18 protein-coding genes are annotated in these 15,662 nt (G+C 67.4%); 13 read left to right on the top strand and 5 right to left on the bottom strand.

What is annotated here, in order from left to right; all coding sequences use genetic code 11:
- Positions 1-6: 6 nt before the first annotated feature.
- Entirely contained in the window at positions 7-879 is an 873-nt protein-coding gene (gene lgt, locus H556_RS0112545) for a prolipoprotein diacylglyceryl transferase (protein WP_024354766.1), read from the bottom strand.
- Between the two features lie 179 nt (positions 880-1,058).
- Between lgt and H556_RS0112540 the strand changes: the two genes are divergently transcribed.
- From H556_RS0112540 to H556_RS0112530, 3 genes are all read left to right on the top strand, one after another.
- On the top strand, positions 1,059-1,346 hold the full coding sequence (locus H556_RS0112540; RefSeq protein WP_024354765.1) for an accessory factor UbiK family protein: 288 nt from the start codon (positions 1,059-1,061) through the stop codon (positions 1,344-1,346).
- A 79-nt stretch (positions 1,347-1,425) separates the two neighbouring features.
- Positions 1,426-1,929 carry a type III secretion system chaperone family protein gene (locus H556_RS0112535; protein WP_024354764.1) on the top strand — a complete coding sequence of 168 codons (504 nt, stop codon included), beginning with the start codon at positions 1,426-1,428 and terminating at the stop codon, positions 1,927-1,929.
- On the top strand, positions 1,929-2,732 hold the full coding sequence (locus H556_RS0112530; RefSeq protein ID WP_029673620.1) for a pyrroline-5-carboxylate reductase family protein: 804 nt from the start codon (positions 1,929-1,931) through the stop codon (positions 2,730-2,732). Before H556_RS0112535 ends, H556_RS0112530 begins: the two co-directional genes overlap by 1 nt.
- 12 nt (positions 2,733-2,744) lie before the next feature.
- Here H556_RS0112530 and H556_RS0112525 read toward each other — a convergent pair whose 3' ends face one another.
- The 3 genes from H556_RS0112525 to H556_RS0112515 form a co-directional block, all read right to left on the bottom strand.
- Positions 2,745-3,236, bottom strand: coding sequence for a hypothetical protein (locus tag H556_RS0112525; protein ID WP_024354762.1), 492 nt, complete (start codon positions 3,234-3,236; stop codon positions 2,745-2,747).
- Positions 3,237-3,324: 88 nt separating this feature from the next.
- Positions 3,325-4,683: an ATP-binding protein gene (locus tag H556_RS0112520; RefSeq protein WP_004370787.1), complete on the bottom strand. Its 1,359-nt coding sequence runs from the start codon at positions 4,681-4,683 to the stop codon at positions 3,325-3,327.
- 10 nt (positions 4,684-4,693) lie between these two features.
- Positions 4,694-5,425, bottom strand: a complete 732-nt coding sequence (locus H556_RS0112515) for a response regulator (protein ID WP_199683787.1) — start codon at positions 5,423-5,425, stop codon at positions 4,694-4,696.
- A gap of 88 nt (positions 5,426-5,513) precedes the next feature.
- On the opposite strand from H556_RS0112515, the gene H556_RS0112510 reads away from it, so the two are divergent.
- From H556_RS0112510 to H556_RS0112495, 4 genes are all read left to right on the top strand, one after another.
- On the top strand, positions 5,514-6,392 hold the full coding sequence (locus H556_RS0112510) for a branched-chain amino acid aminotransferase (RefSeq protein ID WP_024354760.1): 879 nt from the start codon (positions 5,514-5,516) through the stop codon (positions 6,390-6,392).
- A 116-nt stretch (positions 6,393-6,508) separates the two neighbouring features.
- Entirely contained in the window at positions 6,509-7,780 is a 1,272-nt protein-coding gene (locus H556_RS0112505) for a NupC/NupG family nucleoside CNT transporter (RefSeq protein ID WP_024354759.1), read from the top strand.
- 34 nt (positions 7,781-7,814) lie between these two features.
- The gene (locus H556_RS0112500; RefSeq protein ID WP_024354758.1) at positions 7,815-8,432 is read left to right on the top strand and encodes a glutathione S-transferase family protein; all 618 of its coding nucleotides are present in this window, start codon (positions 7,815-7,817) and stop codon (positions 8,430-8,432) included.
- Between the two features lie 7 nt (positions 8,433-8,439).
- Positions 8,440-9,078 carry a YoaK family protein gene (locus H556_RS0112495; protein WP_024354757.1) on the top strand — a complete coding sequence of 213 codons (639 nt, stop codon included), beginning with the start codon at positions 8,440-8,442 and terminating at the stop codon, positions 9,076-9,078.
- Here the strand turns inward: H556_RS0112495 and H556_RS0112490 are convergent.
- Complete coding sequence (locus H556_RS0112490) at positions 9,062-9,499, bottom strand: PaaI family thioesterase (protein WP_024354756.1); 438 nt, start codon at positions 9,497-9,499, stop codon at positions 9,062-9,064. The two genes, H556_RS0112495 and H556_RS0112490, sit on opposite strands and share 17 nt — an antisense overlap.
- Positions 9,500-9,545: 46 nt before the next feature.
- Here H556_RS0112490 and H556_RS0112485 point away from each other — a divergent pair, with 46 nt between their 5' ends.
- The 6 genes from H556_RS0112485 (at position 9,546) to fliG (ending at position 15,662) form a co-directional block, all read left to right on the top strand.
- Positions 9,546-9,866 (top strand): DUF3253 domain-containing protein, encoded by a 321-nt coding sequence (locus H556_RS0112485; RefSeq protein ID WP_024354755.1) that lies wholly within the window; start codon positions 9,546-9,548, stop codon positions 9,864-9,866.
- Positions 9,850-10,467 carry a uracil-DNA glycosylase family protein gene (locus H556_RS0112480; RefSeq protein ID WP_024354754.1) on the top strand — a complete coding sequence of 206 codons (618 nt, stop codon included), beginning with the start codon at positions 9,850-9,852 and terminating at the stop codon, positions 10,465-10,467. The genes H556_RS0112485 and H556_RS0112480 overlap by 17 nt, the downstream gene beginning before the upstream one ends.
- On the top strand, positions 10,464-11,507 hold the full coding sequence (locus tag H556_RS0112475; RefSeq protein WP_029673617.1) for an alpha/beta fold hydrolase: 1,044 nt from the start codon (positions 10,464-10,466) through the stop codon (positions 11,505-11,507). The genes H556_RS0112480 and H556_RS0112475 overlap by 4 nt, the downstream gene beginning before the upstream one ends.
- A gap of 136 nt (positions 11,508-11,643) precedes the next feature.
- Positions 11,644-12,738: a Glu/Leu/Phe/Val family dehydrogenase gene (locus tag H556_RS0112470; protein ID WP_029673616.1), complete on the top strand. Its 1,095-nt coding sequence runs from the start codon at positions 11,644-11,646 to the stop codon at positions 12,736-12,738.
- Positions 12,739-12,984: 246 nt separating this feature from the next.
- Positions 12,985-14,625, top strand: coding sequence for a flagellar basal-body MS-ring/collar protein FliF (gene fliF, locus H556_RS0112465; RefSeq protein WP_024354751.1), 1,641 nt, complete (start codon positions 12,985-12,987; stop codon positions 14,623-14,625).
- Positions 14,625-15,662, top strand: a complete 1,038-nt coding sequence (gene fliG, locus H556_RS0112460) for a flagellar motor switch protein FliG (RefSeq protein WP_024354750.1) — start codon at positions 14,625-14,627, stop codon at positions 15,660-15,662. The genes fliF and fliG overlap by 1 nt, the downstream gene beginning before the upstream one ends.

Below are 15,662 nucleotides of genomic sequence, written 5' to 3'. Positions count from 1 at the left end.
GTGGTCTTACGCCTCCGCGACTTCCGGCTTCTTCAGCGCCCGCCAGATCAGCCAGGCGCCGACCAGCATCATCGGGATCGACAGGATCATGCCCATGGTCAGGCCCAGCGGCAGGTTCTCCAGCCCGGCGTCGGGCTGGCGCACGTTCTCCAGCGCGGCGCGACAGACGCCGTAGCCCAGCAGGAACAGGCCGGTGACGAAGCCCGGACGTTTCAGCATCCGCCACTTCCAGATCGCCAGCGACAGGATGACGAACAGCAGCAGGCCCTCAAGCCCGGCCTCATAAAGCTGGCTGGGGTGGCGCGGCTCATTGCCGGCGGGGCAGAAGCCGTACATCTGCTGGATGCGCTCGTTGCAGAAGCGGATGGCCCACGGGACCGTCGTTTCGCGGCCCCACAGCTCGCCGTTGATGAAGTTGGCGATACGGCCGAAGAACAGACCCAGCGGCGCGACCGGGGCGATCAGGTCGCCCAGGCTGAGCGGGTTCACCTTTTGCCGACGGGCGTAGAGGGCAAGGGCCACGACCACGCCCAGGAAGCCGCCGTGGAAGCTCATGCCCCCGGTCCACAATTGCAGCAATTCCAGCCGCTCGCCCCAGCTGTCGCCGGTGAACAGTTGGGCGAACATCGCCGGCTTGTAGAAGAGGGCGTAGCCGAAACGTCCGCCCAGGATGACGCCCAGCGTGATCCACAGCACCAGATCGTCCAGTTGCGGTCCCGTCACCGGCGGCTTGCCGGGCGCCCACAACCGCTCGGTCTTGGCCAGGCGAGAAGCATACCACCAGCCCAGCACGATGCCGGCCACATAGGCTAGGGCGTACCAGCGGATGGGCAGGGGGCCGAGATGGATCAGGACGGGGTCGAATTCGGGAAAGGGCACGGGGCCTCCGTCTGCGCCTTCAGAAGTTGTCCTTGGTCTAGCAAGCGGGACTGCATTCGTCGCGCGCTTTTCCCGCGAAGCAGTCTATAGGCCGCAGGCAGGTAAGGTTTGGTTTACCCAAATCAATGCACCGTTAACCATGTCCGGGCCGATGGTCCGGGAGTTCTCAAGAGGCCGCCATGCAGACGCGCAATCCCCTCCTTGATGAGTTCGCCAAGCTGACCACCGGCGCCATGGGCCTGGCCCAGGCCGCGGGCGAAGAGGCCAAGGCCGCCTGGCGCGCCCAGGCCGACCGCTTCGTCGCCGAAATGGATCTGGTGCGTCGCGACGAGTTCGATGTGCTGAAGGACGAGATCGCCGCCCTGCGCACTGAGATCGCAGCGCTGAAGGCCGCCGCCGTCGCCCCGAAGAAGGCCGCCAAGGGATCGTCCACAGACGCAGCCTCGACCCCGGATTCAGCCGGTTGAGCCGAATCTGCGAACACGCCTACCGTCCTCGAAAGCGCTCACTTGAGTCGCTGTCGCTGCTGAAGAAGTTGAACGCCTGATGGATGCTGTGAGACCCGAAGAGGTCGACCTGCCCTTTGATCCGCTGGATGTGGTCGAACACGTCCTGACGGCGGAGAACCTGCCGTTCGACCGCACGGACGAGGGCGATCTGGCCTTCGCCCTGGCCGGCGACTGGAAGGACTATGAGCTGTGGTTCGCCTGGCGGCCCGAAGGCGACTGTCTTCAGCTGTGCCTGGCGCTGGACCTTCGCGTGGCCAAGACGCGCCGGGCGGCGGCCTATGAACTGGTCTCCATGATCAATCAGCGCACCTGGCTGGGCCATTTCGAGATTTGGCCGGACGAGGGCGAGATCGTCTTCCGCCACGCCCTGGCCCTCCCGCACACCGAACGCCCGACGCTGGCGCAGGCCGCGTCCATGATCGACGCGGCGGTCGAGGCGGCGGACCGCTATTATCCAGCCTTCGATTTCATGGTGCGCGGCTCCAAGAAGCCGCAGGAGGCGATCGACGCCTGCCTGTTCGAGACGGTGGGCAATGCCTGATGGCTAGTGTGGGACGTCCGGTCGTTCTTCAGGGCGTGGGACGCCTGGGCTCGGCCATTCTGGAAGGCTGGCTGGCGACGGGCGCCGTCGACCCGACCGATCTGATCATTCTGACGCCTTCGGAGAAGCCGGTCGCCGAGGCGGCGCGGGCCAGGGGCGCTCGGATCAATCCGCCGCTGGAAGAACTGGCGAACGCCCGCGCCTTCGTCATCGGCGTCAAGCCCGCCAAATGGCTGGAAGCCGCGCAGGCGGTGCTGCCGCATCTGGCCGCTGAAGCCGTGATCGTCTCGGTCATGGCCGGGGTGCGCGGCGAGACGATCTCTGACGGTTACAACGGCCGCCCGGTCGTGCGTGTCATGCCGACGACCGGCGTGGCTCAGGCGCGGGGCGTGGCGACGCTGTGGTCGGCCGACGCGGACGCCCTGAAGCTCGGCCAGTCCTTGTTCGAGCCGATCGCCGAAACCGTCCTGCTGGACGACGAGGCGTTGATGCACGCGGCGACGGCGGTGTCCGGCTGCGGCCCGGCCTATTTCTTCGCCTTCACGCGGGCTCTGGCCGAGGCGGGAGAGGCCCAGGGCCTGTCGCCCCAGGCCGCCGCCCGCCTGGCGCGCGCCACTCTGCGTTCGGCTGCGGCGGGCGTGGAGGGCGACGAGGCGCTGAACACCCTGATCGACCGTGTGGCCTCGCCAGGCGGCGTGACACAGGCCGGTCTGGTCGCCCTCAATGAAAACGGCGCTCTCGACCATTCTGTCGAAAGCGCCGTGAAGGCGGCGGTCGCCAAGTCCACTGAACTCAGCGGCTGATCGTCAGGCGCTTCAGCGCTTGACGTAACGCCCGTCGGCCAGATTGCGGGCCAGGCGGTCATAGGCGCGCTGGGCGTCGGTCCAGGTGGTGGCGCCGCGCGCGTCGGCTAGGGTCCGGGTGTAGTAGTCGAACTTGACCGGCTGAACCTCGCCGGAAGCCGTCGTCACCGTGCCTTCGATCGCGGCGCCCCCGATCGACAGGCTGCGCATGCCGTCCAGCCCCGGTTTGTCGGACAACTGCTGCATGGTCGGACGGTTGGGCTTCAGGTCGGTGATGACCAGTTCAAGCCGGGCGCCGTCCAGCGCATGACGATCCGTCAACACGCGTTCAAGCGTGCGCGTCAGATCGCTGACCTGCTGTTGAACGTCGCGCTCGCCCAACTCCGCAGCGGTCTTGGCGAAGTGGGGGCTGACCGTCACGACGACGGCCGAGGGTTGAGCCGCAGCCGCGCCAGAGAGGGCGAGAACGGCGGCGATCGGTGCAAGAAAAGCAATAGGACGCATAGTCAGGCTCCAGAATTCCAGGCCCCCCTGGAACACGGGACAAGATGGCGATGATTTTACGGTTCCGCTAGGGGCGCCGCTCAAAGATCTAGGGGGCGCGACGATCCGCCGGCAGCCGGATCGCGGCCTTGAGCCCGCCCAGTTCGCTGCGGCCCAGGGCGATGTCGCCGCCGTGGCTGCGCGCCACGTCCCGAGCCACGGCCAGGCCCAGGCCCACGCCCTTGCGGTTCTGGTTGCGCGAGGCGTCCAGCCGCGAGAAGGGGCGGAACGCCTCTTCGTGCATGTCTTCGGGGATGCCGGGGCCGTCGTCCTCGACCGTGATCTCCAGCCCGCCGGAGGGCAGGGGGCGCGCCGACAGCCGCACATGCTCGCCATGCGAAGCGGCGTTGCCGACCAGATTGTTGATCGCCCGGCGGAAGGCCAGCGGCCGGGCCAGCATGTTCAGGTCGTCGGGCGTCTCGACCTCGGCGGCGGCCCCGGCGCGGCGGGCGTCGTCGGCGGCGCGGCGCAGCATTTCGGGCACGGAGATGGTCTGGGCGGCTTCCCCGGCCTCGCCGCGCGCGAAGGCCAGGTATTCGTCGATCATATGCTCCATCTCGTCCAGATCGCCCTTCATCGCCTCGGCGCGCTTGAAGGGCGGCGCCAGGGCCAGTTCGAGCCGCAGACGGGTCAGGGGCGTGCGCAGGTCATGGCTGACCGAGGCCAGCAGAGCCGTGCGCTGGTCGATGTGGCGCTGGATGCGCGAGCGCATGTCCAGGAAGGCGCTGGCGGCGGCCCGCACCTCACGCGCGCCGTGCGGCTTGAAACGCGGCACGCTTTCGCCCCGGCCGAAAGCTTCGGCGGCGTGGGCCAGACGTTCGATGGCGCGCACCTGATTGCGGATGAACAGCACCGCCACGGCCAGCAGCAGCACGGTGGCGATCATCAGCCACAGGACGAAGATGTGGGCCTGCGTCGCCACGGCCCGCTCGCGCGGGGCGATGACGCGCAGGACGCCGTCCGCTTCCTGCACGCGGATATCGACATAGGCTGGGTAGCGGGTGGTGTCGAACCAGAAGGGCTGGTCCAGCCGCGAGGCGAGGGCCTTTTCCAGCGTCCTGTCGACCAGTCCCAGGGCGCCGCGCCGTTCTTCGGCGGGCAGGGAGGCTTCGGGCTGGAAGGCGATGGACAACTGCATCGACCGCTCGGCGCGTTCCGAGATCAGAGCCAGATTCCGGGCCGAGGGGTCGTCGCGATAGCTCTCGGCCGCCCAGGCCACGTCGCCCGCCAGGCCTTCGGACAGGCGCGCCGTTACCGCCTGCCAGTGGGCGTCGAAGAAGGCCCAGGTCACCGCCGCCTGCATGATCAGGACAGGCAGGACGATGATCAGCAGCGAGCGGCCCCACAGAGAGGTCGGCACCCGGCGCTTGATCCAGCGCGTCCAGACGTTGAACGGCATCAGCCGCATCGGCGTCGCCTCAGTCCGGGGCCAGCATATAGCCGATGCCGCGCACGGTCTGGAGGTAGCGCGGGTTCTTGGGGTCCGCCTCCAGCTTGCGGCGCAGGCGGGTGACCTGCACGTCGACGGCGCGGCCGGTCACATCGGCGGTGTCGGGCGACAGGGTCATGCGCTCGACCGGCGAATGGGCGTGGATGGCCAGGGTCTTGAGCAGTTGCGCCTCGGCCTCGGTCAGGCGCTGCAGGGCGCCGTCGCGCGTCAGTTCCAGACGCTCCATGTCGAAGACGGCGGGGCCCATGTGGATCTCTCTGGGCGTCATCAGCTTGCCGCCGGTGCGGCGCAGGATGGCCTCGATCCGCAGCGCCAGTTCGCGCGGATCGAAGGGCTTGGACATATAGTCGTCGGCCCCGCGCGACAGGCCCTCGATCCGGTCGTCCGGGTCGCCCTTGGCCGTCAGCAGCAGCACTGGCGTCTTGGACAGCGCCGCCTGGCTGCGGATCCAGGTCGTCAGGTCGAAGCCGCTCTCGCCCGGCATCATCACGTCCAGCACGATCAGGTCGAACTCGATCAGTTCGACCATGCGACGCGCGGCGCCCGCGTGGGCGGCGCCGGTGACGCGATAGCCCTCGCGGCTCAGGAACTCCTTGAGCAGTTCGCGGATGCGGTCGTCGTCGTCGACGACAAGGATGTGCCGTCCGCTGCCGGCCGGGGCGACGGGACCGGAACGGCCGTTGGCGCGCGGCTCGACCATGCTCATCGCCATTCTCCCTGCGAGGCGCCGTTGACGCTGGGTTGCGGCAGGCGTCTAACCGAGATCGTTGCGCAGGAGACGTACTTCAATGGCCTTCGTTCCTTTCGACGATCGTGACGGCTGGATCTGGTTTGACGGCGACTTCGTCCCCTGGCGGGAAGCGAAAACGCACGTCCTGACCCATGGCCTTCACTACGGCTCGTCGATGTTCGAGGGTGAGCGTATGTATGGCGGTGAAATCTTCAAGCTCACAGCCCACAGCCAGCGCCTGAAGCGCTCTGCCGAACTGCTCGACTTCGAGATTCCCTATAGCGTGGCCGAGATCGACGCCGCCTGCAAGGAAACCTGCGTCCGCAACGGCCTGATCGACTGCTATATCCGGCCTGTCGCCTACCTGGGCGCCGAACAGCTGAGCGTCTCGTCGCTGAACAGCAAGGTTCACCTGGCCATCGCCGCCTGGGAATGGCCCAGCTATTTCGACCCCGAGGTCAAGAAGAAGGGCATTGCGCTGGAGTGGGCCAAATGGCGTCGTCCCGACCCCGCGACGGCCCCGTCCACGGCCAAGGCGGCGGGGCTGTACATGATCTGCACCATGTCCAAGACGGCGGCGGAAAAGCGCGGCTTCAACGACGCCCTGATGCTGGACTGGCGCGGTTATGTGGCCGAGGCGACCGGCGCCAACGTCTTCTTCGTCAGGGACGGCGTTCTGCACACCCCGCGCGTGGACCACATCCTGGACGGCATCACCCGGCAGACCGTCATCGAGATGGCCGAGGCGCGCGGCGTCGAAGTCGTCGTGCGCGACATCCTGCCGGAAGAACTGGCTGACTTCTCCGAATGCTTCCTGACCGGCTCGGCCGCAGAGGTGACGCCGGTGGGCCAGGTCGGCGACTATCGCTTCACGCCGGGCGACCTGTCGCTCAGCCTGATGGACGATTACGGCAAGCTGGTGCGCGGAACGCTCTAGTCGCCCTCTCCCATCGGGAGAAGGGAAGTCTCCCCTTGCCAGCGGCCTTCTGCTGGCGTTGATGCGCAACTTAAGAAGCCGGCTCCCATAGCGCCGGTCGCGGAGCCGCTTGTTTCATGTTCAGCCTTCTGAACCTCCAGAGCCTGTTCGGGCTGGTCGTCATTGTCGCCGTCTGTTGGGCGATCTCCGAGAACCGCCGCGCCTTTCCGTGGCGGCTGGCGATCGGGGCGGTGCTGGTGCAGGCGGCTCTGGTGCTGGCGACTTTCGCCATTCCCGGCTCGCAGGTGGTGCTGGACGGCATCAACAATGCCGTAAAGGGGCTGGAGCTGGCGACCGAGGAGGGCACCAAGTTCGTCTTCGGCTTCCTGGCGGGCGGGGATCAGCCCTACGCCGTGGCCAACGAGAGCGCCCTGTTCACCTTCGCCTTCAAGGTGCTGCCCCTGATCCTGGTGATCTCGGCCCTGTCGGCCCTGTTGTGGCACTGGAAGATCCTGAAGTGGATCACCCTGGGCTTCGGCTTCCTGTTCCAGCGGACCATGGGGCTGGGCGGCGCCTCGGCGCTGGCGGTGGCGGCCAACGTCTTTCTGGGCATGATCGAAAGCCCCATCGTCATCCGCGCCTATCTGGACAAGCTGACCCGTTCGGAAGTCTTTCTGATGATGGTGGTGGGTCTGGCCACTGTCGCCGGTTCGACCATGGTGGCCTATGCGACCATCCTGTCGCCGGTGCTCAGCAATGCGGCGGGCCACGTCCTGGTCGCGTCCATCGTCTCGGCTCCGGCCGGGGTCATGCTGGCGCGCGTCATCATCCCGGAGAAGCCCGGCGAGGGCGGGGCGGTGGCCGACTACAACTCGGCGCTGAAGTACGACAGCGCCGTCGACGCCATCGTCAAGGGCACGTCCGACGGCCTGATGGTGGTGCTGAACATCTCGGCCGTGCTGATCGTCTTCGTGGCCCTGGTGGCGCTGGCCAACATCATTCTGGGCGGCTTCGTCATCGCCGGAGATCCGCTGACGGTCGAGCGCATCCTGGGCTGGCTGTTCGCTCCGGTAGCCTGGCTGACCGGCGTGGAATGGGCCGACGCCCAGAAGGCGGGCTGGCTGCTGGGGGTCAAGCTGACCCTGACCGAGTTCGTCGCCTTCATCGAGCTGGGCAAGGTCCCAGCCGCCGAGATGAGCGAGCGCACCCGCATGCTGATGACCTATGCCCTGTGCGGTTTCGCCAACATCGGCTCGGTCGGCATCACCGTCACCGGCCTGTCGGTGCTGATGCCCGAGCGTCGCGAGGAGGTGCTGGGCCTGGTGTGGAAGGCGCTGTTCGCCGGCTTTCTGGCGACCCTGATGACCGCCTGCATCGTCGGGGCCTTGCCCGCCGCCGTCTTCGCCTAGTAGCGTTTCCGAGGGCAGCCGAAGGGACCCTCTGATGAAGCTCTATGAAAGCCGCCGCGCGCCCAATCCGCGCCGCGTCCGTTGGGTCATGGCCGAGAAGGGCGTGACCGACGTCGAACTGGTCGAGATCGAGCTTCTGGCGGGCGAGCACCGCACACCGGCCTATCGCGCCAAGTTCGGCGTGCCGCACGTTCCGGCGCTGGAACTGGACGACGGGACCTGCCTGACCGAATCCATCGCCATCTGCCGCTATCTGGAGGCGCTGCACCCCGAGCCGAACCTGTTCGGCCGCGATCCGAAGGAGCAGGCGATCATCGAGATGTGGATGCGCCGGTGCGAGATGTATCTGGCCAATCCGATGATGCTGAACGTGCGCTTCACCCATCCGGCCCTGGCCGCGCTTGAGGCGCCCCAGCCCCAGGTCGCCGAATACAACCGCCTGGGCGCCGAACGCTTCATGAAGACGCTGGACCGGCATCTGGCGGATCATGAGTTCATCGCCGCCGACCGCTTCACCATCGCCGACATCGTCGGGGCCGTGGGCCTGGATTTCGCACGGCTGGTCAAATGCCGCCCGCCAGAGGAACTGACCCATCTGGCCCGCTGGCTGGAGGCGTGCCGCGCCCGTCCGGCGGCGGCGGCGGGGATGTGAGCCTGCCTTGCGCACTCTGACGCGGTCGGATCGCTGGCTGGCTCTGCTGCTGGCGGCCCTGGCGGGCTATGTCGACAGCCTGGGCTTCCTGCACCTGGGCGGGGTGTTCGTCTCCTTCATGAGCGGCAACAGCACCCGCTTGGCCGTCAGCCTGGCCGAGGGGCGGTGGCAGGCGACGGGCGCGGTGGCCGGGGTGCTGGCGCTGTTCGTGCTGGGCGCCATGCTCGGCGCCTTGGTCGCGGGCGGCGAGGGCGCGCGGTCGCGCAGCCGGGTGCTGGCGGTCGAGGCCTTCCTGCTGGGCGGAGCCGCCGTGGCGGCGGGGGCGGGGATCGCGCCTGTGGCCATCGGCCTGATGGTCATGGCGATGGCCGTCGAGAACTCGGTCTTCCTGCGCGACGGCGAGGTCGGGGTCAGCCTGACCTATATGACGGGAACGCTCGTCAAGACCGGCCACGCCCTGGCGGCGGCGGTGCGGGGCGGCGATCCCTGGGCGTTCCGGCCCTATATGGTGCTGTGGGCCGGGCTGGTCGGCGGCGCGCTGCTGGGCGCCGTGGTCTATGGCCGTTTGGGACTGGACGCTCTGTGGCCGGCCGCTGCCGTCGCCATGACACTGGCGCTAGGCGTGCGATTCAATCGCGCGGCGTGAACTTCCGGATCACGCCCGAGAAGGTCATCAGCAGCCGCTCGCCGGTGACGATCTGGCCGCGCACGAAGATCAGGCTCTTGCCCGCCTTGGTCACCTGGCCCGTCGCTTCGATCAGTTCGCCGACATAGGCGCCGTCGATAAAGGTGGAATCCAGCTGCACCGTCACGCCCGAAGCCCCCTCCATCTCCTGATAGGCGATCTGGAACATGGCGATGTCGGCGAAGGTCATCAGGCAGCCGCCGTGCATCCGCCCGCCGAAATTCATGTGCTTCTGCTCGGCCCGGAAGGCGCAGCGCATCGAGCCGTCAGGGTCGGGCCGGCGATAGAAGGGGCCGACGGTCGAATCAAAGGTGCTGTGCGTCACCTCATAGGTTTCCCAGCCGGCGAATTCGCCTTCGGTGATGGTGATCCTGCCGACCATGCGATTACGCCTTCTTTCTGAACTCGGGCTGCCGCATATAGCGCCTATGAGCGATCCAATCGAAGCAGCCATTTTTGAAAAACTGGCCAAGGCCGATCCGAAAAACGTCGGCGGCAAGAGCATTGAACCGGCCGATGTGGCCAAGGAACTGCAGCCCGAACAGTGGCAGCGGATGCTGCCCAAGGTGAAGGCCACGGCGCTGGGCCTGATGCGTCAGGGCAGGCTGACCATCACCAAGAAGGGCAAGGTCGTCGACCCCAACAACTTCCGCGGCGTGATCCGTCTGCGCCTCCCGACCGAGGCCGAGACGGCCGCAGCCCTCGCGGCTCTGCCGCCGGTCGAAGCGTCGGATGACGACTTCGACTGATCCAGAAAACGGCCCGGAGACTGCGCTCGACGCGGTCCTGGCCGAAATCCACGCCTGTCGGGCGTGTCTGGGCCTGTTGCCGCACACGCCGCGCCCGGTGGTCATGGTCGCGCCGGAAACCCGCCTGCTGATCTGCGGCCAGGCGCCGGGCCGGCGGGTGCATGAAAGCGGCCTGCCGTTCACCGACCCGTCCGGCGTTCGCCTGCGCGACTGGATGGGGGTGGATGAGGCGACCTTCTACGGCGACGCGCGCCTCGGCGTCGCCGCCCAGGCCTTCTGCTTCCCCGGCACCGATCCGAAAGGCGGCGACTATCCGCCGCCGCGCCGCTGCGCCGAGCTTTGGCGGCCGCGCCTTCTGGCTGAACTGCCCAAGGTCGAGCTGACCCTGCTGGTCGGCGGCTATGCGCAGGCCTGGGCGCTGGGCGACAGGGTCAAGACCAATATGACCGAGACGGTGCGCGCCTGGCGCGACTATGCGCCGGATATCCTGCCCCTGCCGCACCCGTCCTGGCGCAATACGGCCTGGTTGAAGAAGAATCCCTGGTTCGAGGCCGAGGTTCTGCCCTACCTTCGCCAGAGGACAGCGGAGATATTGGCGTGAAGACTAGGCGGAGTGGATGGGCGGTAGCCCTTGCAGCCCTATCCCTCAGTCTCGCAGGCTGCGCCACGCCTTACGTCCAGCCGCCCCTGACGCCGCCCTCAGGCTTCACCGGTCCGCGCGTCGAGAAAGGAACCCTGGGGCGCGGCGCCTTTGTGGTGCAGGACGGAGCGCGGCTGCCCTATCTGCGCTGGAGCCCGCAGGAGCAGGCGCCGTGGGCCGTCATCGTCGCCTTGCACGGGTTCAACGACCACTACGCCTCCTTCCGCTTCGCCGGGCCGTGGTGGACGACACGGGGCATCGAGACCTGGGCCTATGACCAGCGCGGCTTCGGCCTGGCGCCCGGACGGGGCGAGTTTGCGGCCGAGAGCCTAACCAGCCAGGACCTGCGCACCATCGTCGCCCTGGTCCGCGCGCAAAGGCCGGACGCCCTGATCGTGGTGGCGGGCGAGAGCATGGGCGGATCGTCCGCCATCGCCGCCTTCGGCTCGGACACTCCCCCTGACGCCGACCGGGTGGTGCTGCTGGCGCCCGGCGTCTGGGGCTGGTCCAGCCAGAGCGCCTTCAATCGCGCCGGGCTGTGGGCCGCCGCTCGCCTGATGGGGGCCAAGCGGGTCGAGCCGCCGTCGTTCGCCGTGCGCGACATCCGCGCCTCGGACAATACGCTGGAGCTGATCCGCAACGGCCGCGATCCCTTATCGATCCTGTCGACCCGGTTCGATTCCCTGTACGGCCTGGTCGACTTGATGGAGACGGCGACCCTGCGCCTCGGCCGCGTCGAAAAGCCGACCCTGCTGCTGTACGGCGCCCACGACCAGATCATCACCAAGCGGCCGATGCGCCGCGCCCTGGAGCAGGCGGGCGAGCGGGCGAATCTGACGACGGGCTACTATGCCGACGGCTGGCATATCCTGAACCGGGACCTGCAGGCTGAAGCCGTCTTCGCCGACGTCGAGGCCTGGCTGCGCGACCCGGCGCGGCCCCTGCCGTCCGGGGCACCCGCGGTCCTGCCGGCGCTGCGGGCCGATCCCAAGGCGCGCTGAACGCAAAATCTGCGGTAAATCAGGCCTCAAGCCGCAGTCGGCCCGGAACCAGCGGCGGCTGCACGGTGATGCTTGCCGTTTGGGCAGGGGGCGCGTATGTCCATGCGCACAAAAAATACCCCAGGAAAGGCCTGTCATGGGCACGACGCTGTTTGAATCTCCCTCGTTTGCGAACCATGAAGGCGTGCACGCCTTCTATGATGAGAAAACCGGCCTGAAGGCTATTGTTGCGGTGCACTCCACCGCGCGCGGTCCGGCCGTGGGCGGCACCCGCATGTGGAACTACGCTTCCTCGGCCGAGGCTCTGGAAGACGTGCTGCGCCTGTCCAAGGGCATGAGCTACAAGAACGCCATCGCCGATCTGGAGATGGGCGGCGGCAAGTCGGTCATCATCGGCGACAGCCGCACCCAGAAGTCGCCTGAGCTGTTCCACGCCTTCGGCCGCTATCTGAACGGTCTGGGCGGCCACTACTACGCCGCCGAAGACGTCGGCACCTCGGTCGAGGACATCGCCGAAGCACGCAAGGTCACCGAATTCGTTCTGGGCCTGAAGGACGGCCCGGAAGCCTCGGGCGATCCCAGCCCGGTCACCGCCGAGGGCGTGTTCCGCTCGAACATGGTCGTCGCCCGCCGCCTGTTCAAACAGGACGACATGACCGGCCTGACCGTCGCCATTCAGGGCGTGGGCCACGTCGGCGCCTATCTGGCCGAGAAGCTGCACAAGGCCGGCGCCAGGCTGATCATCACCGACGTCAACCAGGCCAACCTGGAAGCCGTGGCCGCCAAGACCAGCGCCGAGATCGTCGCGCCGGACGCCATCTATGACGTCGCCGCCGACATCTACGCCCCGTGCGCCCTGGGCGCGACGCTGAACCCGCAGACGCTGGATCGCCTGAAGGTCAAGGCCGTCTGCGGCGCCGCCAACAACCAGCTGGCCACCGCCGATATCGGCGACGAGCTGTTCAAGCGCGGCATCCTGTATTCGCCTGACTACGTCATCAACGGCGGGGGCATCATCAACGTCGCTTCGGAGATGAACGCCCGTCAGACCGGCGGCGCCTATGACGCCTCGTGGGTCGAAGGCAAGCTGTCGCGCCTGATGGAGACCTTCGAGGAAATCCTCGAGCGTTCGGTTTCCGAGAACAAGCCGACCCACCTGATCGCCGACACCATCGCCGAGGCCCGCATCAAGGTCGCCGCCGACAAGAAGGCCGAGGCCCAGAAGGTCTAAGGCTTTCAACCAGACAGCCTGCCTCCGTTTAGGAAGCGGGCGGGCGCCGGGGGGCGCCGAAGGGGGTGCGGGGCGTGATGGTCCCGCAGCCCCTTTTTCTTTTGTGCGCGAGTTATCCCTCTCGCATCGGGAGCGGGGGCGCGGATTCCCATCTCTTTAACGCCTCTTAACGCCGCATTTACCATCCAGGCGGCAGTTTCTGCCTAGCGGGTTCGGTTCGTCCCGCGTGTGCAGGGGCGGTTGCGCGTGGGCGGCTTCACGGAAGCTTTGAAGAAGTTCGGTATCGGACGCCTGGCCGCGATCCTCGGCGTGGCCGCAGGCGTGGCCGCTGTGCTGGTCGCCGTCATGCTGCGCGTGGGGCAGGCGCCGGACGCCTTGCTCTATTCCAACCTCGACCTGCGCGAAGCCTCAGAGATCAGCGCCGCCCTGAGCCAGGCGGGCATCAAATATTCCTCCAAGGGCGACGGCTCGACCCTCTTCGTCAGCCGCGACGAAGTCGGCACGGCGCGTCTGATGCTGGCGGGCAAGGGGCTCGTGACCTCGGGCAGCGTCGGCTACGAACTCTTCGACAATCAGTCGGTGCTGGGCCAGACCGAGTTCCAGCAGAACCTGAACGAACAGCGCGCGCTTCAGGGCGAACTGGCGCGCACCATCATGTCGATGCGCGGCATCGCCTCGGCCCGCGTCCACATCACCATGCCCCGGCGCGAGATGTTCCAGGCGGCCGCCATCGATCCGACCGCCGCTGTGGTCGTGGGTCTGTCGGGCCGCGACCTGACGACCGATCAGGTGCGCGCCATCCGCAACGTCGTGGCGTCGTCCGTGCCCAATCTGAAGCCGGACAAGGTCACGGTGACGGATCAGGCCAACCGCACCCTGGCTGCGGGCTCCGAAGAGACCGGCTTCACCTCCGCCACCGCCGACGCCGCCAAGGCCTCGACCGAGGCGCAGATGCAGGCCCGCATCAAGGACATCGTCGAAGGCGTCGTCGGCGCCGGGGCCGCGCGCGTTCAGGTCACGGCGGACATCGACCACAGCCGCTCGACCACTCAGGAGCAGAAGTTCGACCCTGACGGTCAGGTCGTCCGCTCGACCTCGACGAACGGCAGCCAGTCGCAGGAAACGACCGGTCAGGGCGATGGCGCGACCGCTACCGCCAACATTCCCGGCGACGACGCTCCGGTCGCCAACCCGATCGGCTCGACCCGCGCCGAGAATACCGAGACGACCAACTACGAAATCTCCAACACCACCACCACGACGGTGAAGGAGCCGGGCGAGGTCAAGAAACTGTCCGTCTCGGTCGCGGTCGACGGCAAATACACTCCCGCCGCCGACGGCAAGGGCGAGCCGACCTACGCCGCCCGCACCGCCGAGGAAGTTCAGCAGATCAAGGCCCTGGTCGCCGCCGCCGTCGGCATCGACGAGGCGCGGGGCGACAAGCTGGAAGTCGTCAACGTCCGCTTCAACCGCGAACCCTCCGCCGCGCCGGGCGAGGAACAGGGGTCGTCGCTGTTCGCCTTCGACAAGAACGACATCATGCGCGGGGTCGAACTGCTGGTCCTGCTGGTCACCGGCCTGCTGCTGATCTTCTTCGTCCTGCGTCCGCTGCTGAAGACCGCATCGGGTCACGGGCGTGCGGGCGTGCCCGCCCTGGCCGGCGCCGGCGGCATTCCCGTCACGGCGTTGGACACCCAGCTCGTCGGCGGAACCCTGCCGGGCGGCGCGCCCATGCTGGCCGGTCCCAGCGACATGGAGCAACGCATCGACATCGCCCGCATCGAGGGTCAGGTGAAGGCCTCGTCCATCAAGAAGGTCGCCGATTTCGTCGACAGCCACCCAGAGGAATCCACGGCGATCCTGCGCGCCTGGATGCATGAAACCTGATGGCGGCGCGGCTGGTTTCAAAAGGCGCGGCGGTCGACGACGCCAAGAAGCTGACGGGGCCTGAAAAGGCGGCCGTCGTTCTTCTGTCTCTGGGCGAAGAGCATACGGCCCTGTGGCAGCAACTCGACGATGAGGAGATTAAGGAGGTCTCCCAGGCCATGGCGGGGCTGGGCAGCGTCACCGCCGCCGTGGTCGAAGAGGTGCTGGTCGAGTTCGTCTCTGGCATCGGCGGCTCGGGCTCGCTGATGGGCTCCTACGAGCAGACGCAGCGTCTGCTGGCCTCCTTCATGCCTTCCGACCGGGTCGAGGCCCTGATGGAGGAGATCCGCGGTCCCGCCGGCCGCACCATGTGGGACAAGCTCGGCAATGTGAACGAGGCCGTGCTCGCCAACTATCTGAAGAACGAATACCCGCAGACGGTCGCGGTGGTCCTGTCCAAGATCAAGCCGGACCACGCCTCGCGCGTGCTGACGGCCCTGCCCGAGGACTTCGCCCTGGAATGCGTCCAGCGGATGCTGCGCATGGAGCCGGTGCAGCGCGACATCCTCGACAAGATCGAACAGACCCTGCGCAGCGAGTTCATGTCCAATCTGGCGCGCACGTCCAAGCGCGACAGCCATGAACTGATGGCCGACATTTTCAACAGCTTCGACCGCCAGACCGAGGCCCGCTTCATCGGCGCGCTGGAGGAACGCAACCGCGACGCGGCCGAGCGTATCCGCGCCCTGATGTTCGTGTTCGAGGACCTGTCGCGCCTTGATCCGGGCGGGGTGCAGACCCTGCTGCGCTCGGTCGAGAAGGACCAACTGGGGCTGGCGCTGAAGGGCGCCTCGGATTCCCTGCGTGAAATGTTCTTCTCCAACATGTCCGAGCGCGCCTCGAAGATCATGCGCGAGGACATGGATTCGATGGGGCCTGTCCGCCTCAAGGACGTCGATAACGCCCAGATGGCCATGGTCCAGGTGGCCAAGGATCTGGCGGCGCGCGGCGACATCATGCTGGCCGGTCAGGGCGGCGACGACGAGTTGATCTACTGA

The organism is Brevundimonas naejangsanensis DSM 23858 (assembly GCF_000421705.1).
Lineage (GTDB): Bacteria > Pseudomonadota > Alphaproteobacteria > Caulobacterales > Caulobacteraceae > Brevundimonas > Brevundimonas naejangsanensis.
This window is presented reverse-complemented; position numbering and strand designations above follow the sequence as displayed.